Raw genomic sequence first — 23,939 nt, 5'->3', positions numbered from 1 at the left:
TTGTTTCTTTTAGTATAGGCGTTTCAGCGTTTGAAATCACGTTCGATGATGCGGATATCGTGAGTTTGTAGTGTACCTTGACCGTTCGTCATGTCTGTCAACCAAGCGAGTGCCGTATCCGTTTCTTCGACGGGGACCGACACGTGGAACGTGACGAGGTCGGCGTAAGAGATGTCGTCGAGCAAGTAGGTGGACTGTCTCAATTCGTTCTCGACTTTGCCGATCCAGGTGTAGTCGACGGTAAGCGTCAATTGCTGCATTTGCAAACGTTCGACAATCCCGATCGCGTCGAGTCCCTCGCTGACGGTCCCACCATATGCTCGGATGAGCCCGCCGCCACCTAACTTGATTCCCCCAAAGTAACGTGTCACGACGACGACCGTGTCTTTGAGATGACGCTTCCGTAACACCTCGAGCATCGGCATGCCCGCGGTGCCGCTCGGTTCCCCGTCATCGTTCGCTTTTTGATGTTCATTTCGTTCCCCGATGATGTAGGCGGAACAGTTGTGGTTTGCGTTCCAATGCTCTTTTTTGATGCCTTGGATGAACGTCTGCGCCTCTTCCTCGGTTTCGACACGTTTGAAGTGAGCGATAAATTTTGATTTTTGTATAACGACTTCGTATGTTCCACTTTGTTTTATAGTATAATTTGACTCAATAGACATTTCTGAAAATTCTCCTTTCTATTTTTGAATATTTTTTTTAGAATTCAAGTAGGCACATACGCTTCACTTAGCGAATGCAATTATAGAAAATCTCTCATGTTCACTGTAAACCTGTTTTAGAGTGGACGATATATAAGGATAGATGAGGATTAACTACCGAACTATTAGGGGATGGCATCGTGAATCATATTACCGATCGGACAGCTTTAGAACATATCATAACAAATATGATTGAAACGGTGACGGAAAGTAAAGAGGAGATTGTCCGTATAACCGAAAGTTCAGCAACTGAATATTCAGCAATTCAAAACGAGTTAAAAGAATTGACGGATAAAATCGAGTTCTACATCGAGGAGTCCGATCGACTCGACCGACTCGTGAAAGCCGCAAAAGCCAAGCTCGTTCAAGTCAGTAAAAAGTTTCATATACATAGTGAGCAAGAAATTCGTGAAGCCTACGAACGGGCGAATCAGATGCAACTGGAACGTTTTCTCGTTCAAAAAGAAGAGATGGCGGCACAGCAACGGCGAAATGATTTAGAACGGCGTCTTCTTATTTTAGAGGATACGATTGAACGGGCCGAAAAATTGATTGGTCGTGTCAGCGTCGTCTTGAACTTCTTACGAGACGATTTGCAACAAGAATATTCGGACATGATGAAAAAGCAGGAGATGGCCATCGGTGTATTCGAAGCGGCCGAGCGCGAACGGCGCCATCTGGCCCGCGAGATGCACGACGGACCGGCGCAATCGCTTGCCCATATTTTGATACGTGCCGATCTGATTGAAAAGACGTTCGATAAACGAGGGAAAGACGAGGCGTTTGCCGAATTACATGAATTGAAAAAGTTGATTCGTGGAGCACTCGTCGACGTACGTCGCTTGATTTACGACTTACGCCCGATGTCACTTGACGATTTAGGCTTTTTACCGACGCTTGAGCGCTATCTCCACCAAACGGAGGAGTATACGGCCATCAAGACACGCCTCAACTATCGGGGATCACGCGCCCGTCTGCCAGAGAAGTTAGAAATCAACGTGTTCCGTCTCGTACAAGAAGCGGTACAAAATGCGATCAAGCATGCCAAGACGCCAGAGATTATCGTCAATGTCGAACAGGCGAGCGATGTGATTCACCTTCACATCCGCGACTATGGCATCGGTTTCGAGCCGAGTACGATTGGCGAAGAATCATTTGGGATTGTCGGGATGCGTGAACGAATTGAGTTGGTGAGCGGAAGTATCACCATTGACTCGGAAGTCGGCAAGGGGACGGTCGTCCGGATGTCGATTCCGATTCCGTGAGAGAACAAGGGGGAAGACATACATGGAAATGACACAGACACGCATTGCAATCGTGGATGATCACGAACTATTCCGCGAAGGATTGAAGCGGATTTTTGATTTAGAAGATGAATTTACGGTCGTCGCAGAAGGGCGTACGGGTCGCGAGGCGATTCGCATCGCTGGCGAACAAAAACCGGAAATCATGATCTTAGACATCAACATGCCGGACATGAACGGGATCGAGGCGACGAAACAACTGTCTCTCCTTTCACCGGAGACACGCGTCCTCATCCTTTCGATCCATGATGACGAATCGTATATCACGCATGCGCTCGAAGCGGGTGCGTCTGGTTTTCTATTAAAAGAAGTGGCGTCGACCGAATTGATTTCGGCGGTCCGCGCCGTCGCTCGGGACGGGGCTTACCTTCATCCGAAAGTAACGACGAACGTCTTGAAAGAGTACCGTCGTCTCTTACAATTCAAAGGGGAGCAAGCGGGTCGTGGCGTCGAGAGTCGCACAGATGATCCAGTGTATCAATTGTTGTCACGTCGCGAGGTAGAGGTGTTGCACCTTCTCGCGGACGGTCGATCGAACCGAGATATCAGTGACATGTTGTTCATCAGTGAGAAAACGGTTAAAAACCATGTGTCCTCTGTCCTCCGTAAAATGGATGTGAATGACCGGACGCAAGCGGTCGTTGATGCGATTCGCCGAGGTTGGGTCGAGATTTGAGCGTCACCGATGCTTTACCTCGTTTTTGTGTTACAATATGGAATGGAATCCTAACATAATTGGAAAAATGAAACGACGTAAAGTGAGGATATAGTATGGGAAACATTGCGATTTTAACCGACAGTACCGCCTATCTGTCGGATGATTTTTTGGCACGACATGACGTCCATGTCGCACCACTCAGTGTCATCTTCGATGGCGCGTCGTACCGCGAGTCGATCGATATGTCGACAGAGGCGTTTTATGAGCGAATCGAGGCAGGCAAACTACCGACGACGTCGCAGCCGGTCATCGGTGAGACGGTCGAGTTGATTGAAAACTTGCCAGACGATGTGACGGATGTGATCGCCATCACGCTATCAAGTGGCATCAGCGGAACGTACCAATCGATGGTCGCGATAAATGATATGGTCGATGTGACCGTTCATGCGTTTGACTCAGAGATTTCTTGTATGCCGCAAGCATTTCTTGTGGAAGAGGCGTTAAACCTCCGTGACAAAGGAGCGACACCTGAAGAGATTATCGCCCGACTCGAGACGGTCCGTAACTCGATTCGCGCCTACTTCGTCGTCGATGACCTCGACCATCTACAACGTGGTGGACGATTGAGCGCCGCGCAAGCGCTCGTTGGCTCGTTCTTACAAATCAAGCCGGTCCTACACTTCCAAGACAAATTGATCGTCCCGTTTGAAAAGATTCGTACGTATAAGAAGGCTGTGCGTCGAATCGAAGAAATGATGGACGAGTCGATTGCCGGAGACGGTGAGGGATACTGTATCGGAATCATTCACGCTAACTGCCCGGAGCGTCAGGCGGAAGAAATCGCTTCGATGAAACAGAAATTCCCGAAAGCACACATCTCGGGAAGCCATTTCGGTCCGGTCATCGGAACGCATCTCGGACCTGGTGCAATCGGCATCACTTGGTATCGTCGCGAATGGTAAACCAAAAGACGACCGTTTCCGGTCGTCTTTTTCAATGGAGGAGGGAATGCGATGGCGAAATATCGCCAAATATTTGAGCGCTTGGCAGAAGAGATGCGCAACGGCACGAGACCTGCAGATTCGAAACTTCCGTCTGAGACGGAATTGATGCATCAGTTCGAGGCAAGTCGGGGAACGGTCCGCAAGGCGCTCGATCTGTTGCAAGAGAACGGTTATGTCCGGAAGCATCACGGGAAAGGCGTCTTTGTGTTGAAACGTGACCAGATCGAGTTTCAATTCAACGGCATCGTCAGTTTCTCGGAAGTGTACGCCAGCATGCTCGGTCGTTCCATTCAGACGCACGTTGCGGCGTTCGAAGAGATGGAGGCCCCATCTTGGCTCGTCGAACGGATGAACTTGAAGGCGGGGACACATGTGTTTCGCATCGAGCGGGTCCGGAACTTTGACGGGGAAAACGTCATCTTAGACATCAACTATTTCGTCAAAGACCTCGTCCCTGGATTAACAGAAGAGATTGCCGCTCGTTCCATCTATGGATATATCGAAGGTGAACTCGGTCTGCAAATCAGCTACGCCAAACGGAAAATCGCGGCGGAAGACGTGACTGAGCTCGACCGGATGCGTCTAGATTTGCACGACTATGAGTACGTCATCGTCATCACGAACGATACCTTCTTATATGAAGGGCAGCAATTTGAATATACGGAGTCACGTCACCGCTTGGATAAATTTCAGTTCAGTGATGTTGCTCGGCGCTAGACCTCTTTCGAACTGGAAGAGGTTTTTTTGTTTGACGGAGAATGGATAAGGGGATTTTTTACATGAATAATCACTAGAATGTTTCTTGATAACTTGTATATATAAGTTGTTGACGTAACTTATATAGATAAGTTATACTTTGTTTGTACTCATAAGTAACCGTTTTCATTAATCGTTTTCAAACAAAGGAGGACATTAAACATGAAGGCAGATTATCGTCAAATTGCCGCGGATATTTTAGAAGCGATCGGCGGCAAAGACAACGTGGACAAAGCCGCACACTGTGTGACGCGTCTCCGTCTCTCGCTCAAAGACCAGTCAAAAGTCGATGAGGCACGTGTGAAAGAAGTCGATCTCGTCAAGGGGGCGTTCGAGAACTCTGGCGTGTATCAAATCGTTATCGGAGCCGGCGATGTCGATCGCGTCTATGCCGAGTTCATCAAACTCGCGGGACTCGAGGCGGCAACGGTCGCCGAGGTCAAATCCGCAGGCGGCAAAAAAATGAATCCGCTTCAAAAACTCGTCAAAGTCTTCTCTGACGTCTTTATGCCAATCATTCCAGCCATCATCGTGGCCGGTCTCCTCATGGGGATCAACAACTTACTTGCTTCAGAAGGCCTCTTCATCGAAGGGCAGACGCTCATCGAGGCTTATCCGAACCTACAAGGACTTTGGGACCTGATCAACATGATGGCGAACACGTCATTCGTCTTCTTACCGGCACTCGTCGGATGGTCGGCGACGAAACGTTTCGGCGGAAGCGAAGTACTCGGGATCGTCATGGGTCTCTTGCTTGTCCACCCGGACCTCTTGAACGCATGGGGCTACGGGACGGCAGCACTTGAAGGCGAAGTACCGACATTCGATATCCTCGGACTCTTCGAGATCGAGAAAGTCGGATACCAAGGTCAAATCTTGCCGGTCCTCGCCGCGGCTTATATTTTGAGCCAAATTGAGATGTTCTTGAAAAAACGTGTACCGAACGCGATTCAACTCTTGGTCGTTCCCATCACGACAATCGTCGTCACTGGATTCCTCGCACTCGCAATCGTTGGACCGGTCACACGCGGAATCGGGAACTTGATTGCGACAGGACTTGTCAACACGTTTGAAGCGGTACCGGTCGTCGGGGCACTCCTCTTCGGATTGTTCTATGCACCACTCGTCGTCACAGGGATGCACCACTTGTTCATCGCCATCGACCTTCAGTTGATTGCCGATACAGGCGGTACGTTCATCTGGCCGATGATCGCACTCTCTAACATTGCCCAAGGTTCTGCCGCACTTGCGATGTTCTTCGTCTACAAGCACAACGCGAAACAAAAGAGCATGGCATCGACTTCAGCAATCTCGGCTTACTTCGGGATCACGGAGCCGGCGATGTTCGGGGTCAACTTGCCGAATAAATTCCCGTTCTACTCTGCGATGATCGGGTCGGCGATCGCAGCCATCTTCATCACATTGAACGATGTTCAAGCGATCGCAATCGGTGTCGGAGGACTCCCTGGATTCCTCTCGATCTTCACAGACAAAATCCTTCTCTTCATCGTAGGCATGATCATTGCGATCATCGTCCCGTTCGCGCTCACGTTCATCTTGTCGAAGCGCTACATGAAGAAAGGTGAAATCGAAGAAAATAAAGTCGCATAAGCATTGACTCGGGAGGGAGGGACGGCAGTTCTTCCCTCTTTCTTATTGAAATGAAAACTCTTACAAAAAGGAGATGTCGTTGATGACACAGAAAAATTGGCGCAAATCAGTCGTCTATCAAATTTACCCGAAAAGTTTTTACAGTCCGGAAGGGAACGCGACCGGATCGATCAAAGGGGTGACGGCGAAGCTAGATTACTTGGCAGAACTCGGCATCGAATACATTTGGATGACGCCTGTCTATCAGTCACCTCAACACGATAACGGCTATGACGTGAGTGATTACTATGCCATCGACCCTTCATACGGTACGATGGAAGACCTCGACGAATTGATCCGTGAGGCAGAGGCGCGGGGCATCGGCCTTATGATGGACATCGTCGTCAACCACTCGTCGACCGACCATGAATGGTTCCAAAAGTCACTATCGGGAGACGAACGATACCGTGACTACTACATCTGGCGTGACGAGCCGACGAACTGGGAATCGAAGTTCGGTGGGAACGCGTGGGAATATGATGAGAAGAGCGGACAATACTATCTCCATCTGTTCGACGTGACCCAGGCCGACTTGAACTGGGAGAACGAGCAGATGCGCGAGGACGTCTATGAGATGATGCGCTTCTGGCGCGAGAAAGGGATCAAAGGGTTCCGTATCGACGTCATCAACTTGATCTCAAAAGAACAAGACTTCCCAGAGGATGAGTCGGACGGCCGGAAATTCTATACGGACGGTCCACGTATCCACGAATATTTGAAAGAGATGAACCGAGAGGTGTTCGACGGTCATGACGTCATCACGGTCGGTGAGATGTCGTCGACGACGCTTGACCACTGTGTGCGTTATTCGAACCCGGACGAGAACGAGCTCAGCATGACGTTCAGCTTCCACCACTTGAAAGTCGACTATCCGAACGGCGAGAAATTCGTCGCGGCACCGTTTGACTTCATCCAATTGAAAGACATCATGTCGACGTGGCAACAAGGGATGCACGGAAAGGGATGGAACGCCATCTTCTGGTGCAACCACGACCAACCGCGTGTCGTCAGCCGTTTCGGGAACGACACGAACCATCGCGTCGAGAGCGCGAAGATGCTCGCGACCGTGCTCCACGGGCTCCAAGGGACACCTTATATCTATCAAGGGGAAGAGATCGGGATGACGAATCCTGGTTTTGACGACTTGAATGAGTATCGAGACATCGAGACGCTCAACAACTATAAGTTGAAACGCGAAGAGGGTGTGTCGCATGAAGACATGATGGCGGCCATCAAACAAAAGTCACGCGACAACTCGCGGACGCCGATGCAGTGGGATGCGACGACGCATGCCGGTTTCACGGATGGCACACCGTGGATCAATGTCGCACCGAACTATCAAGACGTGAACGTCGAAGCGGCGCTCGATGACCCGAACTCGGTGTTCTACCACTACAAGAACTTGATTGCGTTACGAAAAGAACTTGACGTCTTGACGGACGGGGACTACACGCTCCTCACGCCTGATTCGTTAGACGTTTGGGCATATACACGGAAGACCGACCGCGAGGAGCTCCTCGTCGTCGCCAACTTCTATGGAACCGAAACGACGTACACGATCCCGGAAGATTTCGAGCGGGTGAGCGTCGTCAGCCACAACTACGACGTGCCTGAGCTCGACGGGACGACGTTGTCCCTTCGTCCATACGAGGCGATCATGTTCTATAAACAGAAATAAGCAAGTGGGACCCGACTCTTTCGTCGGGTCCTATTTGTGTTTAGTCGATTGGTTGTCCTTCATAAGCTGAGTCGCAGTCGCGTCTCCAATTTGCTAGCGTGAAAGGAAAAAGGAGCAAGGAAATATGGGGGAACTCATCGTCGCATCAAACGGGACCCGTGCCATCCGTTTCGGCATCTGCCAACGCTGCCTCAGCACGAACGTCCGGACCTTCACCTGTCATCACGGTTCGTGTGCTTACTGCCGGAACTGTCTGTATCTCGGACGCGTCTGTCGCTGTGACTTTTTAGAAGAAAGGGACATCACGACTCCACCCGAGACGACCGAATTGACGATGCCGTTCGAACTCGCACCTGCCCAAACGCGGGTCGCGAATCAGTTGCTCGCTTGGTGGGACGACCGCAAGACCGGGCTCGTCCACGCGGTGTGTGGGGCCGGGAAGACCGAGATGACGTTCCCAGTGATCGAGCGGGTCGTCAATGAAGGGAAACGGGTGTTGATTGTATCCCCACGGAAAGACGTCGCCCTAGAATGGGTGGAACGACTCGAACAGGCATTCACCGTACCCGTCACGAGACGATACGGAGGCGGGGAAAAAGATTCCATCGGGATGATCACCGTCGCGACCGCGCCGTTACTACTCAATCTATGTCATGTGTTCGATTATGTGCTCGTCGATGAGTCCGATGCCTTCCCGTTCGCCTTTGACGTCACGTTATGGCGCACCATCCTTCGTGTCGGTAAAGGTGTGTTTGTCTTCATCACGGCGACCCCGACCGTATGGCAACAGATGTTTTCGACGGTCCACCTGTCTCGCCGTTATCACGGGTTTGATTTACCTGTGCCGACACTCGTCAAACAGACCGATGAGCGACTCTTCGACTTCTGTCGACGTCATGCATCGAAACCGTGTCTCTTGTTCGTACCGACGAAGCCTGATCTGGAACGGTATCAAAAGACGTTAAAAGACGCAGGATTTACGTGTCGGATTGTGTCTGCCGAGACCGATGAGCGGACTGACGCGCTTCACTGGCTCCAAGAGACGAACGGGATTGTCCTCGCGACATCGATTTGGGAGCGAGGGATGACGGTTCGGGACGTGCAGGTCGGGGTGATCGAGAGTGAGCATCGGCTCTTCTCGACACGCGGGCTCATTCAAATGGCAGGCCGGTCCGGGCGAAAACCGGATGCGCCGACGGGGGAGGTCTGTTTCTTTTACAGAGAGCGGACGTTCCGACAAGACCTCGCCATTCGCGCGATTCAGAAGGCGAACAGACGATGAACTGTCTCCTTTGTCATCAACCGATGACCGTCACGTGGACACCAGCCACGTTATGGAAACGTGACTGGGTGTGCCCATCGTGTGAGGACCGACTGACACCGCTCCATGCAGGCTGTCCGCGTTGTGGTCAACCGAACGAGACTGGTGAGACGTGCCCGGACTGTATCCGCTGGCTCGCACTCGGGTTGGATTTGACTGTTCATTGTCTATACGCGTATGACGAGGCGGGTGTAGAATGGCTACATCGCTTCAAGTTCAGTGGAGACGTCGCCATCGCCGCATCGGTCGCACCAGTGCTTCGTACGCTAAGAGAACCGGGTGTGACGTATGTACCCGTCCCGCTTAGTGATGAACGACTCCGATTGCGTCGCTTCAATCAAGCAGAACTGCTCGCGCGAAAGATCGGTCCGACCCGGCAACTGATCAAAAAGAACGAGGTTTCAAGTCAACGCGAACTCGGGAAAGAAGAAAGACGACACCGAACGAATCCTTTCACTGTACCAACTTCAGTGAAATGTGGGAAAATCATTCTTGTAGACGACGTCTATACGACGGGGACGACGCTCCATCAGGCAGCATTTTCGTTACGGCAGGCGGGTGCGACAGAAGTTTCTGCGATTTGCTTATTTCGGGCGCTAAACAAATCAAAAACGCGTCCGATATAAAGAGCAGAGGTGAAACCAATGGATGCAGCATCTTGCCAAATGTGCGGACGCTTGTTTATGAAACAAGGTCGCTCGCCTTATTGCCCATCATGTAGTGAAGTCGACTTCCAAAACTTTTTGAAAGTCCGTGACTTCATTCGTGAACCAGAAAACAAATCAACGAACATCGGCACCCTCGTCGAAGCGACAGGTGTGTCAGAACTTGATATCACGCGATATATCCATGAAGGACGCCTGATCATTAAGGACAACCCGGAACTCTTGGTCGGCTGCGTACGTTGCGGTCAACCGACGAATGAAGGGAAAGTGTGTTCGAACTGCCAGAGAGATATGCAGAAGGAACTGTCTAGTCTACAAGAGAGCTTGACGAAATCGTCATCTGCTCGCGCTTATCGTTTGGATTAACATCATGAAGAGGGGGAAGACGCATGCGCATCGATTCAGCCAAGTGGGTACACTTACCGAACACTTATGAAAAGAAAACGCAAGTCGAGCCGAAGCCCGCGCCATCACGCCAAACGGACCAATTGTCAATCTCGGCGGAAGCCCGCGCCCGGTTTGAAGAACCGGTGAAACATCCGGATCGTCTCGCAAAAATCGACGCTTTGAAAGCAGAGATTGATGCGGGCACGTATTCACGGGACGCGCGTGAAATCGCCAAACGCTTTCTACAAGGATGAATGGAAGCGAGGTCCGTTTGAGGCCTTCGCACTGAATAACACGGCACGGAAGCTGACTAAATAAGGGGCACCCCTTTCTTTAGTCGGCTCTTTTTTTGAGAAAAGGAGAGACTCATGCTCACATTACATAAACGTTTACTCGAATTGGCCTATACGAAAGAACAGCTGCTCGTTCAAAATGACATGGCCGCTTTTAGCGCACTCGTCAAAGAAGAGGCGAAACTCGTCCGACAAATCTCACAAAAAGAAGCAGAACGACTTCAAGGGACGTATGAATTGGACGATGAAGAGATAGAGGAACTGAGACCAGTTTTGTTCGAGTTGAAGCGTCAGAACGAATTGAACGCGTTGCTTCTTGAACAGTCCCTTCGTTATATTACTTGGCACTTGGACATGCTCTTGCCAGAAGCAGATGATTTCACATACGGACAACAGGCGTTTGAAACACGCTCGTTCAGCCGTGACGTTTAAGGAGGAAGTACAGAATGGGTTCAACATTTATGGGATTAGAGACGGCGCGTCGCAGTCTGACGACACACCAGTGGGCGCTCCAGGCGACGGGGAACAACGTGGCGAACGCCTCAAACCCTGGCTATTCACGCCAACGTCTCACCCTCGGGATGACGGAACAACTCTCGGTCAACTTCGGTGGCACGAAAGCCGGACAATTCGGGACCGGAGTGCGTGGGGAGACACTCGCTCGGATTCGCGATCTCATGATCGACCAACAGTATCGGGACGAATCGGTGAAGAACGCGTTCTATGCGACGAAAGAGGCGGCGTTCGGTCGGATGGAGGATATCATCAACGAACCGTCTGAGAACGGGCTTGCCAAATCGCTCGACTTGTTCTGGGCATCGCTCCAAGACTTGTCGGTCAACCCGGACGATACAGGCGCGCGAAGCGTCGTCCGTCAGCGGGCAATGACGCTCGCCGAGACGTTCAATTACATGTCTTCGTCGCTGACGAAAGTGCAAGATGACTTGAAAGCGGAAGCGGGCGTCGTGTCGAAAAAGATCAACGACCTGTTGACGAAAATCAATGACGTCAACCGTCAAATCGGGGATGCGGAACCACTCGGCGTCCTACCGAACGAACTGTATGACGAGCGTGACCGTTACATGGACGACCTCTCGCAATATATCGAGTTCGAGCGTGTGCCCGTCGATTACTTAAACGGCGAGACGCGAGGGAACTCGCAACGCGTCGCAGAAGGACGGATTGATATCCAAATCAGCGTGCCGGGAAATCCAAACCCGATCAAATTGGTCGACGGCATCTCAGGTGGCGTCGGGGAAATGACCGAGTCGACGTATCGTGCGGCAGATGCGACGACACCTGAGACGATGACGCTCCAAGACATGCCGAACGGTAAGTTGCGAGCGCTCGTTGAGATGTACGGAAGCCAAACGGGTCCTGAAGCGGCGGACGGGGCGTATACGAAGATGCTCAAAGACTTAGATGAGATGGCGAGCGTGTTCGCGACGGCGTTCAACGATGCACATATGACGAACAAAGATGCGTCAGGGACGGACGGGCGTAACGATTTCTTCGTGAACTCGGATACGAATACGAATGCCGATATCACGGCGTCTACGATTGAAGTGAACGAGACGTTCATGAGTAACCTCGATTTGATCGCAGCCTCGAAAGACGGCAATATCGGGGACGGGAGCGGCGCGCTCGAACTCGCACGCCTAAAAGAGATGGCCTTAAGCTTTGCCGGGTCGGCCACGACGACGACTTCGATTGGGAAGTACTATCAGAACGTCATCGGGAACATGGCGGTCGAGGCGAGCCAGAACGCGAACCTCGCGAAGAGCACGTTCGCCCTCTTGAGTAGCTCGGACCAGCGCCGCCAGTCGGTGAGCGCGGTCTCGCTCGATGAAGAGATGACGATGATGATCCAATATCAACATGCATACAATGCGGCGGCACGTAACATCACGGCCGTCGACGAGATGCTCGACAAAATCATTAACGGCATGGGTGTCGTAGGGAGGTAATGACTGATGCGTGTCACACAGACGATGCTCACACAGACGAACTTGAAACACTTATCGAGTAGCTATAATACGCTCGCCCGCGTCCAGGAACAACTGATCAGCGGGAAGCGGATCCAAAAGGCATCAGAGGACCCGGTCGTCGCGATGCAAGGAATCCGATATCGGACCGAGGTGCGTGAAGTCGATCAGTTCCGCCGTAACGTCAGCGAGGCGACGAGTTGGATGGACATGACGGACTCGACATTGAACGAGGTCACGGAAGCTGTCAAACGGATCCGTGAGTTGACGACGCAAGCTGCGAACGATACGTACGAGTCGTCGCAACGCGCAATCATCAAGAGTGAGGTCGACCAGTTAATCGAACATATCGGCTCACTCGCCAACTCGAAGGCGGGCGAGAAATATATTTACAACGGGACGAAAACGGACAAACCGCTCATTGACATGCAGGCGCTCAAAGACTATTTGAACGAAGAACCTGGAGCAACGCTTGAGTCTATCTATGGGACGGACGGTCCTCCGACGGCGAGCGGGAAAATCGAGTTCGAAGTCTCAAAAGGGATCACGATGCAAGTGAATATGCAGCCAGAGACCGTCTTCGGACGAGAACTCTTTGAAGGATTGAAACAATTGAGCGGCTTGCTCGCCGATGAGAACACGGGTGGTGCTGATTTGTCGGCCCAGCTCGAGACGCTCGATACGATCGGGCAAAACTTGATCACCGAGCGGTCTGAGCTCGGGGCCCGGGCGAACCGTTTGGAGCTCGTCGACAACCGTCTACAAGACCACGAGATCATCGCCAAGACAATCATGTCCGACAACGAAGATATCGACGTCGAGAAAGTCATCATGGAGTTGAAGTCGCATGAGACGGTCCACCGTGCGGCGCTCTCGGCAGGGGCTCGAATCATTCAACCGACCCTCCTTGACTTCCTCCGGTAATCGGTCATGAATCTCGCGAGACTTGAAATGCGGCAAACCTTTGCCGCCATCCAGATGACGTCGAACCGACCAGTGCTCGAGATGCGTCAAGCTCGGGCGGACATGTCGATGAAGCAAGGCAAGGCCGAGATGACGCAACAGACGACTCAAGGGAAACTTGACATCGACTCCTCGGTTGCTCGGAGTGAGAGTAACCTGAAAGGCGCGCTCGAACTCGGAAAATCGTTCGGACAGATGGGGGAACAAGGGGCTCGCGAGGCGATGGCGAACATTGCCCGTGAAGGGGACCGTCTCATGCGCATCGAGAACGGGAACCCGATCCCTTCAATCGCTGCAGAGAAAGTGAACGACCCGTATCCGATCGTCGAGATGGGTTATATGCCGAAATCGATTGACCGTGTCAAGTTGACGTATACGCCCGCGGATGTGAAAATCGAATGGAATATCACACCGCCCCAGATTGATGTATCGCTCACACCGGCTGACATCTCGTTCACGCCATGGACGACGGACATTTCCCTCCGTCAACAGGCGTCGCTCGACATATGGCCGGTCGGTGGGATGTATGATGAAACGCGTTGAAAGTGAGGACAATCCATGTTCATTGAAACAGACTACTTTGGCAAGATTGAAATAAATGAAGCGGAGACGATCACATTCGTCAGTGAGATTCCAGGATTCCCGGACTCGAAGACGTTCGTCTTGATTCCGTACGGGGAAGAGTTGCCGTTCTGGTCGCTCCAGTCGATCGAAGAGAAGGCGTGCGCGTTCGTCGTGACGAATCCGTTCTGGCATAAGGCGGACTATTCGTTTGAACTGTCGGACGGGGCGAAAGACCAGCTCGGGATTGCGGAAGCAGAACATGTCTCCGTCTACTCGATCGTCACGCTCCGTGAGCCGTTCGATGCGTCGACGCTCAACTTGAAGGCACCGATTGTCATCGAGACGAAGGAACGACGCGGGAAGCAAGTCATCTTAGATGACGCCTATCCGGCCCGTTATCCGCTCGGCGGCACGAAAGCGGAGGTGCGCTGATGCTCGTATTGAAACGGAAACAAGGCGAGGCAATCCACATCGGGGACGATGTGACGCTCACCGTTCTCGCTATCGAGGGCGACCAGGTGAAGCTCGGCATCGATGCCCCGCGCCATATCGATATCCATCGTCATGAAGTGTACATTCAAATGCAAGAAGAGAACGAGTCAGCACGAGACAGTGCCAACTTGATGAAGCAGATGATTCAAAAGCAGTCGGAAGCGTGAGCTTTCGACTTTTTTTGTAAATTTAGAATGTAAGGGTGACATGTTTCACCTAGTTGGGATAGGATGGAAACGGAAAGGGAAGGAGGAGAAACGGTGGGAACGGTCATCAACCAATTTTTAATCAATATCAGTCTCATCTTTTTACTCATGTCACTCACGCTCTATGTGATGCGGACGGTCTTACCGATTCAGCCGTCCTCCCCATTATTTGTCCGCTTTTGGTTCGGGGTGTCGAACGGATTGACGGCGATTCTGTTGACCCTCAATGCGATTGAACTCGGTGACGCGAGGATCGACCTCCGCCTCATCCCGATCGCGTTGTCGGCGACGTACGCCGGACCGTTCGGTGCCATCGTCACGCTCGCGCTCATCTTTATCGGGCGGATGACATTACACGGGATGAGTGCCCCGTTCGTCGATTCGATTCTCATGTTCATCGCCTTTTACATATTTTCACTCATCCTCTCGCATATGCCGATGCATCGGTCACGAGGGTATGCCGTCTATATCGGGTTCGGTGCGCTCCTCGTCTTGATGCGGGTGACCGGTAGCGTTGATGCGACGGTGTTCGTGAACGTCTTCGTACCGTATTTCATCATGCTGTCGCTCGGGGCATGGCTCTGTTACTGGGGGGCGAAGAAGCTCGAGACGCATCTATGGATGTTCCTTCTGCATACGCATCGGGCGACCATCGACGAATTGACGGGACTTCCGAACCGTTACCGGACGCTCGAACAGATGAATGACTTAGAAGTGTCCGGGAAGCCGTGGACGTTACTCGTCATCGATGTTGATCACTTCAAACAGTTGAACGATACATATGGTCATTTGGCCGGTGACGCCGCGCTCCGGCATATCGGTCAGACACTCGAACGGCATTGTCCGCCGGGCGGGTTCGTCGGTCGTTACGGCGGGGAGGAGTTCCTGCTCGTCATCGAAGGTAGTGAACAGGCCAAAGAGTTGGCGGAAATGTTAGTCGAGACGGTGCGCCATACGACGTTCGAATGTCAGGGCGAGGTCATTCCGATGACCGTCTCGATCGGTGCGGCGGTCGCCGGGCACGAGCCGAGCATGGTCGTGTTCGAGCGGGCGGACGAGGCTTTATATGATGCGAAACGGAATGGACGGGACCAGGTACGTTTCGCCTAAAAAATCCCCTATAACCGTTGGCGATGTGTGTCCAGCGGTTATAGGGGATTTCACGTTTAGTGAATGTTTTTCTTCTTGAACTGTCCGCCCCGGACGTCGTGAATGTTTCCGATGGCGAGGAACGCTTTCTCGTCATAGTCGTCGAGAATGTCCTTTAATTTCGTCTCCTCGAGTCGGCTGATGACCGTGAAGACGACTTTCTTCCCGTCCCCGGTGTAGGCACCTTCCCCGTGGAGATACGTCACGCCACGACCGAGCCGGTCCATGATGGCTTGGCCGATCTCTTCCGGTGCGGTCGTGATGATCCACGCCGCTTTCGACTGGTCAATTCCTTCTAAGACGACGTCAATCGTCTTGAAGGCGATAAAGTACGTGAGGAGCGAGTACATCGCCCGGTCCCAGCTGAAGACGAAGCCGGCCGTCCCAAGGATGAAGATGTTGAAGAACATGACGATTTCCCCGACCGAGAACGGTAATCGGTTCGTGAAGGCGACGGCGAGAATTTCGGTCCCGTCGAGCGATCCACCGGCGCGGATGACGAGCCCGATGCCTGCCCCGAGCAAGAAGCCGCCGAAGACGGTCGACAACAAGAGGTCATCTGTGAACGGTTGGATGTCATGCAGGACGATCGTGAACGCCGACATGAGTAGGATTGCCGTCAACGTGACGACGGCGAACGTCTTCCCGATTTGCCGATAGCCGAAATAGATGAACGGCAAGTTGAAGAGGACGAGCCAGATGGCAAGTTTCGTCTCGGTCAAAAAGGAAACGATGATCGAGACCCCGACGATCCCGCCGTCGATGATTTGGTTCGGAACGAGGAACGCTTCCAACCCGACCGCGAAGACGAGGGAACCGAGCAGCAAGAGGACGACTTTCGCAAACAGTTCGGACGCTTTGATCGGATTATGTTCGCGCCTTAAACGCTGCACTTCCTCCGGTGTCGGGGAAGGCATGGGTGTACGCTGCATACGTGGTGCCCCCTTTCCATTTTCTTAAGTATACCAAAACGAGTCGAGGCAAAATCATTTGAGACAGAGAATCTGACATGAATATTCAGAATAGATTGATGATTTCTCGTGAATTATTTCGATATTGTTTTGTGATAGGCTAAAAAAGTTGTTGAAACTGAGAAGGAGGTCAATGAAACATGAAACGAGAGAATAAAGTCTGGTTGATGGGATTTCAAATCTTCATGAACATCATAGGCGGACTCATTGCGGCGTACGGGTTGGAGTCCGTCCTCATCCCGAATAACGTGTCGGACGGGGGCATCACCGGGATCAGTATCGTCGGGTCGCAGCTGACGGGGTTGCCGCTCGGAATCTTCATCGGGATTCTGAATATTCCGTTCATCTACCTTGGCTATAAACAGATTGGAAAGAGCTTCGCCATCCTTTCGGTCACGGGAATCGCGTCGTTGTCTGTCGGTACGGTGATCATGCACCGTGTACCGACCATCATCGAGGGCGACGCGCTCCTTATCACCGTGGTCGGCGGAATCATCCTCGGGTTCGGGATGGGGATATCCCTTCGTAACGGGGGCGCGCTCGACGGGATTGATATGCTGGCCGTCCTTTTGTCCCGTAAATTGCCGTTCGGGACGAGTGACTTGATTCTATTTTTGAATACGTTCGTCTTTATCGTCGTCTCGACGGTGTTCGGGCTTCAAGGGGCCGTCTTGTCCGCGATCGCCTACTTCATCGCATCCAAAGTGATACATATTGTCGAAGAGGGATTGAGCGGGGCGAAGACGTTCAAGATCATCACGAGTGAACCGCATGAGCTGGTCGAGACGATTCGGGACCGTCTCGGACGAAGCGCCACGTTGAATCAAATCCAAGGGGCGTATTCAAAAGAGAGCTATTACGAAATCACGTGCGTCATCAACCGGCTCGAAGAACGAAAAATCAAAGACATCATCGATGATGTCGACCCGAAAGCGTTCGTCGTCGTGTATGAAGTGACGGAGGTCAAGGGCGGGAATTTCCAAAAACGCGATATTCACTAACGGATGGCCACGTGCTGTCCGTTTTTTGTTTGACCGGGAAACGTGCGCCGCGAAAACATTCCGCATGTGCGAAGCGTCCATGCAGGAAAACGGACATGGGAAGTGGAATGAGACGAGGCAAGGGAAAGGGGAGGATGGAGCATGTATGCACTGATCGGCAAGCTCGTCACGAAAGCGGGACAACGCGACCGGCTCGTGGCGATTTTATCGGAAGCGGCGCGGGAGATGGAGGCGACGCCGGACTGTGAATCGTATCGGGTCCACGTATCGCTCGATGAGGCGGACACGGTGTTCGTCTATGAAGTGTGGCGGAGTGAGGATGCGCATGCGGCGTCGTTGTCGCTTGCTGAAGTGAGGGCGTATATCGATCAGGCGAAGCCTATCCTCGAGCAGATGGAGCGGATTGCCGCGCTCGAACTGCGAACGTGACGGATTGAATGAAGAGACGGATGACCACGCGTCATGCGTCTTTTTTGCAGGAAAAATAGATGGGTACCGAGAACAAGACAGGATTCGGAAAGGAGGGAACGTATGCGTCCGCTTGTACTCGGTGTCTTCGCAGCCTTGTTTTTTGCGAGCACGTTCGTGTTGAATGAAGTGATGCAAGTCGGGGGAGGCAGCTTCGCCTACAGTGCCTCGCTCCGCTTTTTATGGATGATCCCACTGTTAATGATTGTTGTCGCCTTGCGGGGCGGGCTCAAGCGGGTCGTCAAGGCACTGACGGAAAATCCACGTCCGTGGTTCGTCTGGGGGACGGTCGGGTTTGGGTTGTTTTACGTTCCCATCTGTCTCGCGGCCGAGGTCGCGCCCCCATGGCTCATCGCGGGCACATGGCAAGTGACGATCGTCGCCGGTGCGCTCTTGTCACCACTCTTCAAGCGGCCGGACGGGTCACGCGAACAGATCCCGTGGCGTGGACTACGATTCTCGAGCCTGATTTTGATCGGGGTCGTCTTGATGCAAGTCGAGTTCTTCGAATCGTTTGAGCCTCGTTTCCTCTGGCTCGGCATCGTTCCGGTCGTCATCGCGGCTTTCGCGTATCCGCTCGGGAATCGGAAGATGATGCAACATACGGACCTCGACGTGTTCGAACGCATTCTTGGAATGTGCCTCGGCTCGCTCCCGGTCTGGTTCTTACTATTCGGGTACGGCTTGACGACGGGTCGCCCCTCATCGAGCCAGCTCGGGCAGACGTTCCTCGTCGCCCTGTTGTCAGGGATTGTCGCGACCGTCCTATTTTTCAAGGCGACGGACCTCGTCAAGCACGATATGGGAAAACTGGCGTCCGTCGAGGCGACGCAGGCGCTCGAGGTGTTGTTCGCCCTCATCGGCGAGCTCATCTTCCTCCATGCGGTCATTCCGTCCCCGATTGCCTTGGTGGGGATTACACTCGTCATGATTGGGGTCGTCTTCCATAGCCGCAGCCAGTTCATCGAGCTTCCGACCGCATTGCAAAAAGAGGCATAAAAAAACCTCGCTCCTTCGAGCGAGGTATTGTCATGAACTTGTTGTCAAACTGCCTTTGACTTTGTCATAGAAGTCATCCATCATACCAGTACGGCTACCGAGCTGGCAGATGAGTTCGAGCGTTTCTTTATAGAACTTTTTGACAAGTCCTTTGTTTTTGATCCCGTCCATCGACGCGAGCGTCTTGTCGAGGTTCTCTAAAATCTCTTTGATCTGTGCGTCCGAGTCCGGTTTGACGACCGTCATGTTCTCCGGGATGCTGACGACCTTCTCTTGACCTTGGTGGCGGAACGATGCGCCGAAGCCGAGGTTTTCGATGAAGAGGTGCGGCATCACTTTTTGACCGAAGAAGTGCTTGTGCCAGTCTGTCGCTTTCATCGTGTCCATATCTTGTTTGAACGTAGAAGCCGTCGAGACGTATTGTTTAAACAAATCCGTCATGAACTTCTCGATGACCGGGATTTGAAGGGCGAAGACGTTTTTCAGGAGCGCGTCGAGCTGAGCGCGCGTCAAAGTAGTTTCGTTAGACATGTCAGTTCCTCTTTTCTCTAGTACGTTATTACCATCGTATGGGATTGGCGGACGGTCGTCAATGTAAGGGGAAACATTTTTTCAGAATATTTGATGAAAAGTCATCAACTTGTGGGATAATCAAGTGAAGACATCAACAACTAGGGAGTGGTTCTTGTGAACAAATCGATGAAATGGGCGCTCGCGCTCGGTGTGACAGGTGCATTGGTGGCAACGGTCGGTGTCGTCTCGTCCCGGGGACGGACAGAGGATACGACACAGACGATCCGTGACCGAGAGCTTGGGTACGAGATCATCTTGCCGTCAAAAATCGTTGCGGCGATCGAGCGCGGTGACGTCTATATCGAGAAGGCACAGGACGTCGTCGACATCGGGGACACGAAGAGCTATAGCACGTTCGATTTGTACTATAACGTCGAGGACGGGGACGACCAACTCTTGTTCCACTTGGACTTGATCGACCGGGGGTTGACGGAAGAAGCGTTTGCGACAGAGGTCGGATACGGTAACTACCTCGGCACGAACGACAAGACGTTCTTCTGGGTGGAACCGACAGAAGCGGTCCCGGGTGCCGAGGCGCATACGGATGAGATTGCTGAATTGATCGAGACGCTCCCTGAGTTGGAGTTCCGGACGTTATAATCTCGTAAGTGGGCTCGCTACGGCGGGCTTTTTCCTTTGTGCTACAATACAAATGAGGTGATGTACATGAATTGGACAGTAGAAGAAGTCAAACAAGCAGATGATGTGAAAATGTTAGAACAGGCGGTCAATGAGAACGACAAGATCGACGTCAAAGTCGGTCATGAGTCGGTCGGACAGAACGACTATGCGGTATATGACGGGGAAACGCTCGTCGGGTATCTCATGCTCTTCCCGTATCTCCCGAACGAGTATGAGGTGAACGCGCTCGTCCATCCGGAATACCGGAAGCAAGGTGTCTTCACGGCACTGCTCGAGACGGCGAAACAGGATGCGAAACTGAACGGCTGTGAGGCGTTCACGTTCGTCATCGACCGGAACTCGTCATCTGGGAAGGCAGTACTCGAGCACCTTCAGGCGGCGTACCAGTTCTCGGAATACAATCTCGTCTTGAAGAAGGCGGAGCTGTTCTTAAAACCGGACGAGGTATCGCTCCGTAAGGCGACGGCAGACGACCGTCCGCTCATCATCGCGACGCTCAGCGAGGCGTTCGGTGACCCGGTCGATGTGACGGAAAACATCTATCAACAAATCGATACACCGGACCGCGTGACGTATATCGGCGAAGTCGACGGTAAGCCGGTCGGCGTCATCCGTGCCCTTCTAGTCGGTGACGATGCGGCAAGCATCCACGCGTTTGGTGTCAAAGCAGGAGAACAAGGTAAAGGCTACGGCACAAAGATGTTGAAGCAGATGGTGCAACAACTGTTCCGCATGGGCCGGACGAAAGTCGAGCTCGATGTCGAGACGGAAAACAAGGCGGCGCTCGAAATCTATAAGCGTGCCGGCTTCGCAGAGAATGGTGGCTATGAGTTTTACATGATTGAATTATGAGGTGAACCATATGGTGAAAAATCTGAAATGGCTAGGTGCGGCGTTTGAAGCCTTTCTCGGGATCCCGATTCTCGGTGGTCTCTTCATCATCGGGATGGGGTATTCGCCCCTCGGATTCATGTTCGTCTATCACGTCATCGTGTTGATTCTCTCGTTCAGCCGAATGAACCGATTCTCGTATGGCGCGGCCGTCGGGATCACGGCATCAGTCCTCGGGTTCATTCCGATCGTCGGGATGATGCTCCACTGGGCGGCAGCAATCACGCTCGCGATTGACGCAGCGACGACACCACGACGGGTGACGCGCGTCGAACGTGACGATGAAGCATTTTAACGTACTCCTTTCTGGGGTGCGTTTTTTCATTGACCAAACGTTCAACTGAAAACGCTATACATTCATTGGAAATCGGACGATATAAGGAGTGATGAACACAATGAGGAGGAACAACACAGTGAAAGTATTTAAAAACTTTACGACACAACTGCTCGCGTGGATTTTGGTCACGTCCTTTATCACGGGCGGAGCGGTCGGCTACATCACGCTATTGCTTTTGACAGAACTCGAGATGGAACAAGGTCAGGTCATGCTCGTAGGTACGGTCGTGGCGTTACTTATCTCGTCACTCGGCGGCATCGTCATCTACTTGATCGCCCGTCGTCCACTCAAAGCCGTCGAGATGGCTTCTGAAAAAGCCGTTGAAGTCGGGAACGGTGATTTGACGGTTCACTTCGCGGACGAGAAGACATCAGACCGTTCGGAGATGGGACGTTTGCTCTTGTCGATGGACAACATGGTCGAACACCTTCGGGAGCAAGGGACGAACATGCGTTATACGGCGGACCAGTTGACGGGTTCGGCACAGGAAATTGCAGCTTCAGTACAAGAAGGAAATGTCGCGGGCGAAAGTATTCGCGTCGCGATGGATTCCCTCAACAAGATGTTAGAAGACAACGTCAGTGCGACGTACAGCTCGATGGACTTGCTCGGAGCGGTTGCGCGGACGATGGAGAGTATCCGTCAAGAGATGTCATCGGCGCTTGATTCGGCGAGCGAGATGCAACAAGAAGCGGAGAGCGGGAAAGGCCTTGCGTCGTCTTCGGTCAATGCGATGCATGCGATTGCTGGGAAAGTCGAACAGTCATCGACGCTCAACAGCCAGTTGACAGAAATGACGGGCGAAATCTCACGCATCACGGATGTCATCAGTGACATCTCGGCACAGACGAACTTGCTTGCCTTGAACGCGTCGATTGAAGCGGCACGTGCCGGGGAGCATGGTCGTGGATTTGCCGTCGTAGCGGCAGAAGTCAAAAAGCTCGCGGAACAAACGGCGAACTCGACGCAAGAAATCACAGATCTCATCGTCGACGTAAAGCGTCTCGTTGGCGATACGTCATCGTCGATGGCGAACGTGAAAGCAGAAGTCGAGACAGGTGTCGGATTGGTTGAAAAAGCAGGTGGTGCGTTCGCATCGATTCATAATTCGGCAAATGAAGTGTACAGCCACGTGCATTCAGTCGATTCACTCCTTGATGAGTCACGCGGTCAGATCGACTCGGTCGTGACGAACTCGGCAGGCATCGTCGGTATGGTTGAAGAAGCATCACGTTATGCGAATGAAGTGACATCAGCGGCGAGCCAGCAGGCGGCAAGCCTTGGAGAAGTGAACGGGGCGATGACAGAACTCGTTCGCGTCGCGGAAAGTTTGCAGAATGAGACGGAACAGATGAAGGTGGAAGTGTAAGGAGAAGCGGCCTAGTGTGATAAGCTCCCTAAAAAGTAGACAGGTTAAATAATATAACCTGTCTATCTCTTGAAGGGAGTTTTTTCTATTCGAATTGAAGAGAAGTAGTCAGAATGTGTATCTTTTTTGGATAATGACTAAACAGATACCTGTATATTCCGATATAGAGTATGGAAACGATAAAACGTTCCAACATTTGCAAGGCAAGGGCCGGCCTATGCCTTGTAAGCTCAGACAAATGGATTTGGAAGAGCGGAAAAAACTCAAACCTATGGAGGGAACTTAACATGATTATCAATCACAACCTTAACTCGATGAACGCACACCGCAACATGTCATTCAACACGGCACAGACGGGCAAAGCGATGGAGAAATTGTCTTCAGGTCTTCGCATCAACCGTGCTGGTGACGACGCGGCGGGTCTCGCCATCTCTGAGAAGATGCGCGGGCAAATCCGTGGTCTTGATATGTCTTCGAAAAATGCACAAGATGGCATTTCATTAATTCAAACTGCTGAAGGCGCCTTGAACGAGACACATTCAATCCTTCAACGCATGCGTGAACTTTCAGTTCAATCTGCTAGCGATACAAATACAGATACAGATCGTACTGAAATGCAAAAAGAAGTTGGACAATTAATTCAAGAAATCGATCGAATTGCAACGGATACAGAATTTAACACTAAGAAATTATTGGACGGGACGTTCAACGGGAATTTTCATATTGGGGCAAACCAAGACCAGAACTTAAACTTAACTGTGGCTAACATGGGTTCTGTAGGTCTCGCGGTTGGTGCTGTTACTATTGCAACTCAAGCAGGAGCTAACACAGCTATTACGACAATCAATACAGCAATCGAAACGGTCTCAGGAGAACGTTCGAAACTAGGTGCCACACAAAACCGTCTCG

At 52.1% G+C, this 23,939-nt stretch carries 28 protein-coding genes; 25 read left to right on the top strand and 3 right to left on the bottom strand.

Annotated elements, in window-relative coordinates; genetic code table 11:
* Nucleotides 1-23: 23 nt before the first annotated feature.
* Nucleotides 24-665: a YigZ family protein gene (locus KNO87_RS00495; RefSeq protein WP_214793720.1), complete on the bottom strand. Its 642-nt coding sequence runs from the start codon at nt 663-665 to the stop codon at nt 24-26.
* A 179-nt stretch (nt 666-844) separates the two neighbouring features.
* Between KNO87_RS00495 and KNO87_RS15540 the strand changes: the two genes are divergently transcribed.
* From KNO87_RS15540 to KNO87_RS00410, 17 genes are all read left to right on the top strand, one after another.
* Nucleotides 845-1,969: a sensor histidine kinase gene (locus KNO87_RS15540; protein WP_214793723.1), complete on the top strand. Its 1,125-nt coding sequence runs from the start codon at nt 845-847 to the stop codon at nt 1,967-1,969.
* A gap of 22 nt (nt 1,970-1,991) precedes the next feature.
* A complete protein-coding gene (locus KNO87_RS00485) occupies nt 1,992-2,684 on the top strand; it encodes a response regulator transcription factor (RefSeq protein WP_271305325.1) in 693 nt (230 codons plus the stop codon).
* A 95-nt stretch (nt 2,685-2,779) separates the two neighbouring features.
* Nucleotides 2,780-3,628: a DegV family protein gene (locus KNO87_RS00480; RefSeq protein WP_214793726.1), complete on the top strand. Its 849-nt coding sequence runs from the start codon at nt 2,780-2,782 to the stop codon at nt 3,626-3,628.
* Nucleotides 3,629-3,679: 51 nt separating this feature from the next.
* A complete protein-coding gene (gene treR / locus KNO87_RS00475; protein WP_214793729.1) occupies nt 3,680-4,387 on the top strand; it encodes a trehalose operon repressor in 708 nt (235 codons plus the stop codon).
* A gap of 201 nt (nt 4,388-4,588) precedes the next feature.
* Nucleotides 4,589-6,037 carry a PTS system trehalose-specific EIIBC component gene (gene treP / locus KNO87_RS00470; protein ID WP_214793732.1) on the top strand — a complete coding sequence of 483 codons (1,449 nt, stop codon included), beginning with the start codon at nt 4,589-4,591 and terminating at the stop codon, nt 6,035-6,037.
* A gap of 82 nt (nt 6,038-6,119) precedes the next feature.
* Complete coding sequence (treC, locus tag KNO87_RS00465; RefSeq protein ID WP_214793735.1) at nt 6,120-7,754, top strand: alpha,alpha-phosphotrehalase; 1,635 nt, start codon at nt 6,120-6,122, stop codon at nt 7,752-7,754.
* A gap of 124 nt (nt 7,755-7,878) precedes the next feature.
* Nucleotides 7,879-9,036, top strand: coding sequence for a DEAD/DEAH box helicase family protein (locus KNO87_RS00460; protein ID WP_214793738.1), 1,158 nt, complete (start codon nt 7,879-7,881; stop codon nt 9,034-9,036).
* Nucleotides 9,033-9,701: a ComF family protein gene (locus KNO87_RS00455; protein ID WP_214793741.1), complete on the top strand. Its 669-nt coding sequence runs from the start codon at nt 9,033-9,035 to the stop codon at nt 9,699-9,701. The genes KNO87_RS00460 and KNO87_RS00455 overlap by 4 nt, the downstream gene beginning before the upstream one ends.
* An 18-nt stretch (nt 9,702-9,719) precedes the next feature.
* Nucleotides 9,720-10,106 (top strand): flagellar protein, encoded by a 387-nt coding sequence (locus KNO87_RS00450; protein WP_214793744.1) that lies wholly within the window; start codon nt 9,720-9,722, stop codon nt 10,104-10,106.
* Nucleotides 10,107-10,129: 23 nt separating this feature from the next.
* Nucleotides 10,130-10,381, top strand: a complete 252-nt coding sequence (locus tag KNO87_RS00445) for a flagellar biosynthesis anti-sigma factor FlgM (protein ID WP_074033759.1) — start codon at nt 10,130-10,132, stop codon at nt 10,379-10,381.
* Between the two features lie 114 nt (nt 10,382-10,495).
* The gene (flgN, locus tag KNO87_RS00440; protein ID WP_214793747.1) at nt 10,496-10,852 is read left to right on the top strand and encodes a flagellar export chaperone FlgN; all 357 of its coding nucleotides are present in this window, start codon (nt 10,496-10,498) and stop codon (nt 10,850-10,852) included.
* Between the two features lie 14 nt (nt 10,853-10,866).
* Nucleotides 10,867-12,387, top strand: coding sequence for a flagellar hook-associated protein FlgK (gene flgK, locus KNO87_RS00435; RefSeq protein ID WP_214793750.1), 1,521 nt, complete (start codon nt 10,867-10,869; stop codon nt 12,385-12,387).
* Nucleotides 12,388-12,393: 6 nt separating this feature from the next.
* Complete coding sequence (flgL, locus tag KNO87_RS00430; protein ID WP_214793753.1) at nt 12,394-13,329, top strand: flagellar hook-associated protein FlgL; 936 nt, start codon at nt 12,394-12,396, stop codon at nt 13,327-13,329.
* Between the two features lie 27 nt (nt 13,330-13,356).
* Nucleotides 13,357-13,911, top strand: a complete 555-nt coding sequence (locus KNO87_RS00425) for a DUF6470 family protein (RefSeq protein ID WP_251126715.1) — start codon at nt 13,357-13,359, stop codon at nt 13,909-13,911.
* Between the two features lie 15 nt (nt 13,912-13,926).
* Nucleotides 13,927-14,364: a flagellar assembly protein FliW gene (gene fliW / locus KNO87_RS00420; RefSeq protein ID WP_214793759.1), complete on the top strand. Its 438-nt coding sequence runs from the start codon at nt 13,927-13,929 to the stop codon at nt 14,362-14,364.
* Nucleotides 14,364-14,591 (top strand): carbon storage regulator CsrA, encoded by a 228-nt coding sequence (gene csrA / locus KNO87_RS00415; RefSeq protein ID WP_078147346.1) that lies wholly within the window; start codon nt 14,364-14,366, stop codon nt 14,589-14,591. Before fliW ends, csrA begins: the two co-directional genes overlap by 1 nt.
* 93 nt (nt 14,592-14,684) lie before the next feature.
* Nucleotides 14,685-15,740 (top strand): diguanylate cyclase, encoded by a 1,056-nt coding sequence (locus KNO87_RS00410; protein ID WP_214793761.1) that lies wholly within the window; start codon nt 14,685-14,687, stop codon nt 15,738-15,740.
* Between the two features lie 56 nt (nt 15,741-15,796).
* On the opposite strand, the gene KNO87_RS00405 is transcribed toward KNO87_RS00410, so the two are convergent.
* On the bottom strand, nt 15,797-16,711 hold the full coding sequence (locus tag KNO87_RS00405; protein ID WP_214793765.1) for a YitT family protein: 915 nt from the start codon (nt 16,709-16,711) through the stop codon (nt 15,797-15,799).
* Between the two features lie 179 nt (nt 16,712-16,890).
* Here KNO87_RS00405 and KNO87_RS00400 point away from each other — a divergent pair, with 179 nt between their 5' ends.
* From KNO87_RS00400 to KNO87_RS00390, 3 genes are all read left to right on the top strand, one after another.
* Nucleotides 16,891-17,751, top strand: a complete 861-nt coding sequence (locus KNO87_RS00400) for a YitT family protein (protein WP_214793768.1) — start codon at nt 16,891-16,893, stop codon at nt 17,749-17,751.
* 141 nt (nt 17,752-17,892) lie between these two features.
* Nucleotides 17,893-18,180 (top strand): putative quinol monooxygenase, encoded by a 288-nt coding sequence (locus tag KNO87_RS00395; RefSeq protein WP_214793771.1) that lies wholly within the window; start codon nt 17,893-17,895, stop codon nt 18,178-18,180.
* Nucleotides 18,181-18,282: 102 nt separating this feature from the next.
* Complete coding sequence (locus tag KNO87_RS00390) at nt 18,283-19,218, top strand: DMT family transporter (protein ID WP_214793773.1); 936 nt, start codon at nt 18,283-18,285, stop codon at nt 19,216-19,218.
* Between the two features lie 30 nt (nt 19,219-19,248).
* On the opposite strand, the gene KNO87_RS00385 is transcribed toward KNO87_RS00390, so the two are convergent.
* Nucleotides 19,249-19,749, bottom strand: a complete 501-nt coding sequence (locus tag KNO87_RS00385) for a hypothetical protein (protein ID WP_074033734.1) — start codon at nt 19,747-19,749, stop codon at nt 19,249-19,251.
* A 156-nt stretch (nt 19,750-19,905) separates the two neighbouring features.
* Here KNO87_RS00385 and KNO87_RS00380 point away from each other — a divergent pair, with 156 nt between their 5' ends.
* The 5 genes from KNO87_RS00380 to KNO87_RS00360 form a co-directional block, all read left to right on the top strand.
* Complete coding sequence (locus tag KNO87_RS00380) at nt 19,906-20,391, top strand: hypothetical protein (protein WP_214793776.1); 486 nt, start codon at nt 19,906-19,908, stop codon at nt 20,389-20,391.
* Nucleotides 20,392-20,457: 66 nt separating this feature from the next.
* On the top strand, nt 20,458-21,285 hold the full coding sequence (locus tag KNO87_RS00375) for a GNAT family N-acetyltransferase (RefSeq protein ID WP_214793780.1): 828 nt from the start codon (nt 20,458-20,460) through the stop codon (nt 21,283-21,285).
* Between the two features lie 10 nt (nt 21,286-21,295).
* Nucleotides 21,296-21,619, top strand: a complete 324-nt coding sequence (locus KNO87_RS00370) for a hypothetical protein (RefSeq protein ID WP_214793783.1) — start codon at nt 21,296-21,298, stop codon at nt 21,617-21,619.
* Nucleotides 21,620-21,737: 118 nt separating this feature from the next.
* The gene (locus tag KNO87_RS00365) at nt 21,738-23,030 is read left to right on the top strand and encodes a methyl-accepting chemotaxis protein (RefSeq protein WP_214793788.1); all 1,293 of its coding nucleotides are present in this window, start codon (nt 21,738-21,740) and stop codon (nt 23,028-23,030) included.
* 287 nt (nt 23,031-23,317) lie between these two features.
* A partial coding sequence (locus tag KNO87_RS00360; RefSeq protein WP_214814648.1) for a flagellin N-terminal helical domain-containing protein occupies nt 23,318-23,939 on the top strand: 622 nt, incomplete at its 3' end.

It is taken from the genome of Exiguobacterium sp. s34 (assembly GCF_018617435.1).
GTDB lineage: Bacteria > Bacillota > Bacilli > Exiguobacteriales > Exiguobacteriaceae > Exiguobacterium > Exiguobacterium aestuarii.
Note: the sequence above shows the minus strand (reverse complement) of the source record. Positions and strands in the feature narration are given on the sequence as shown.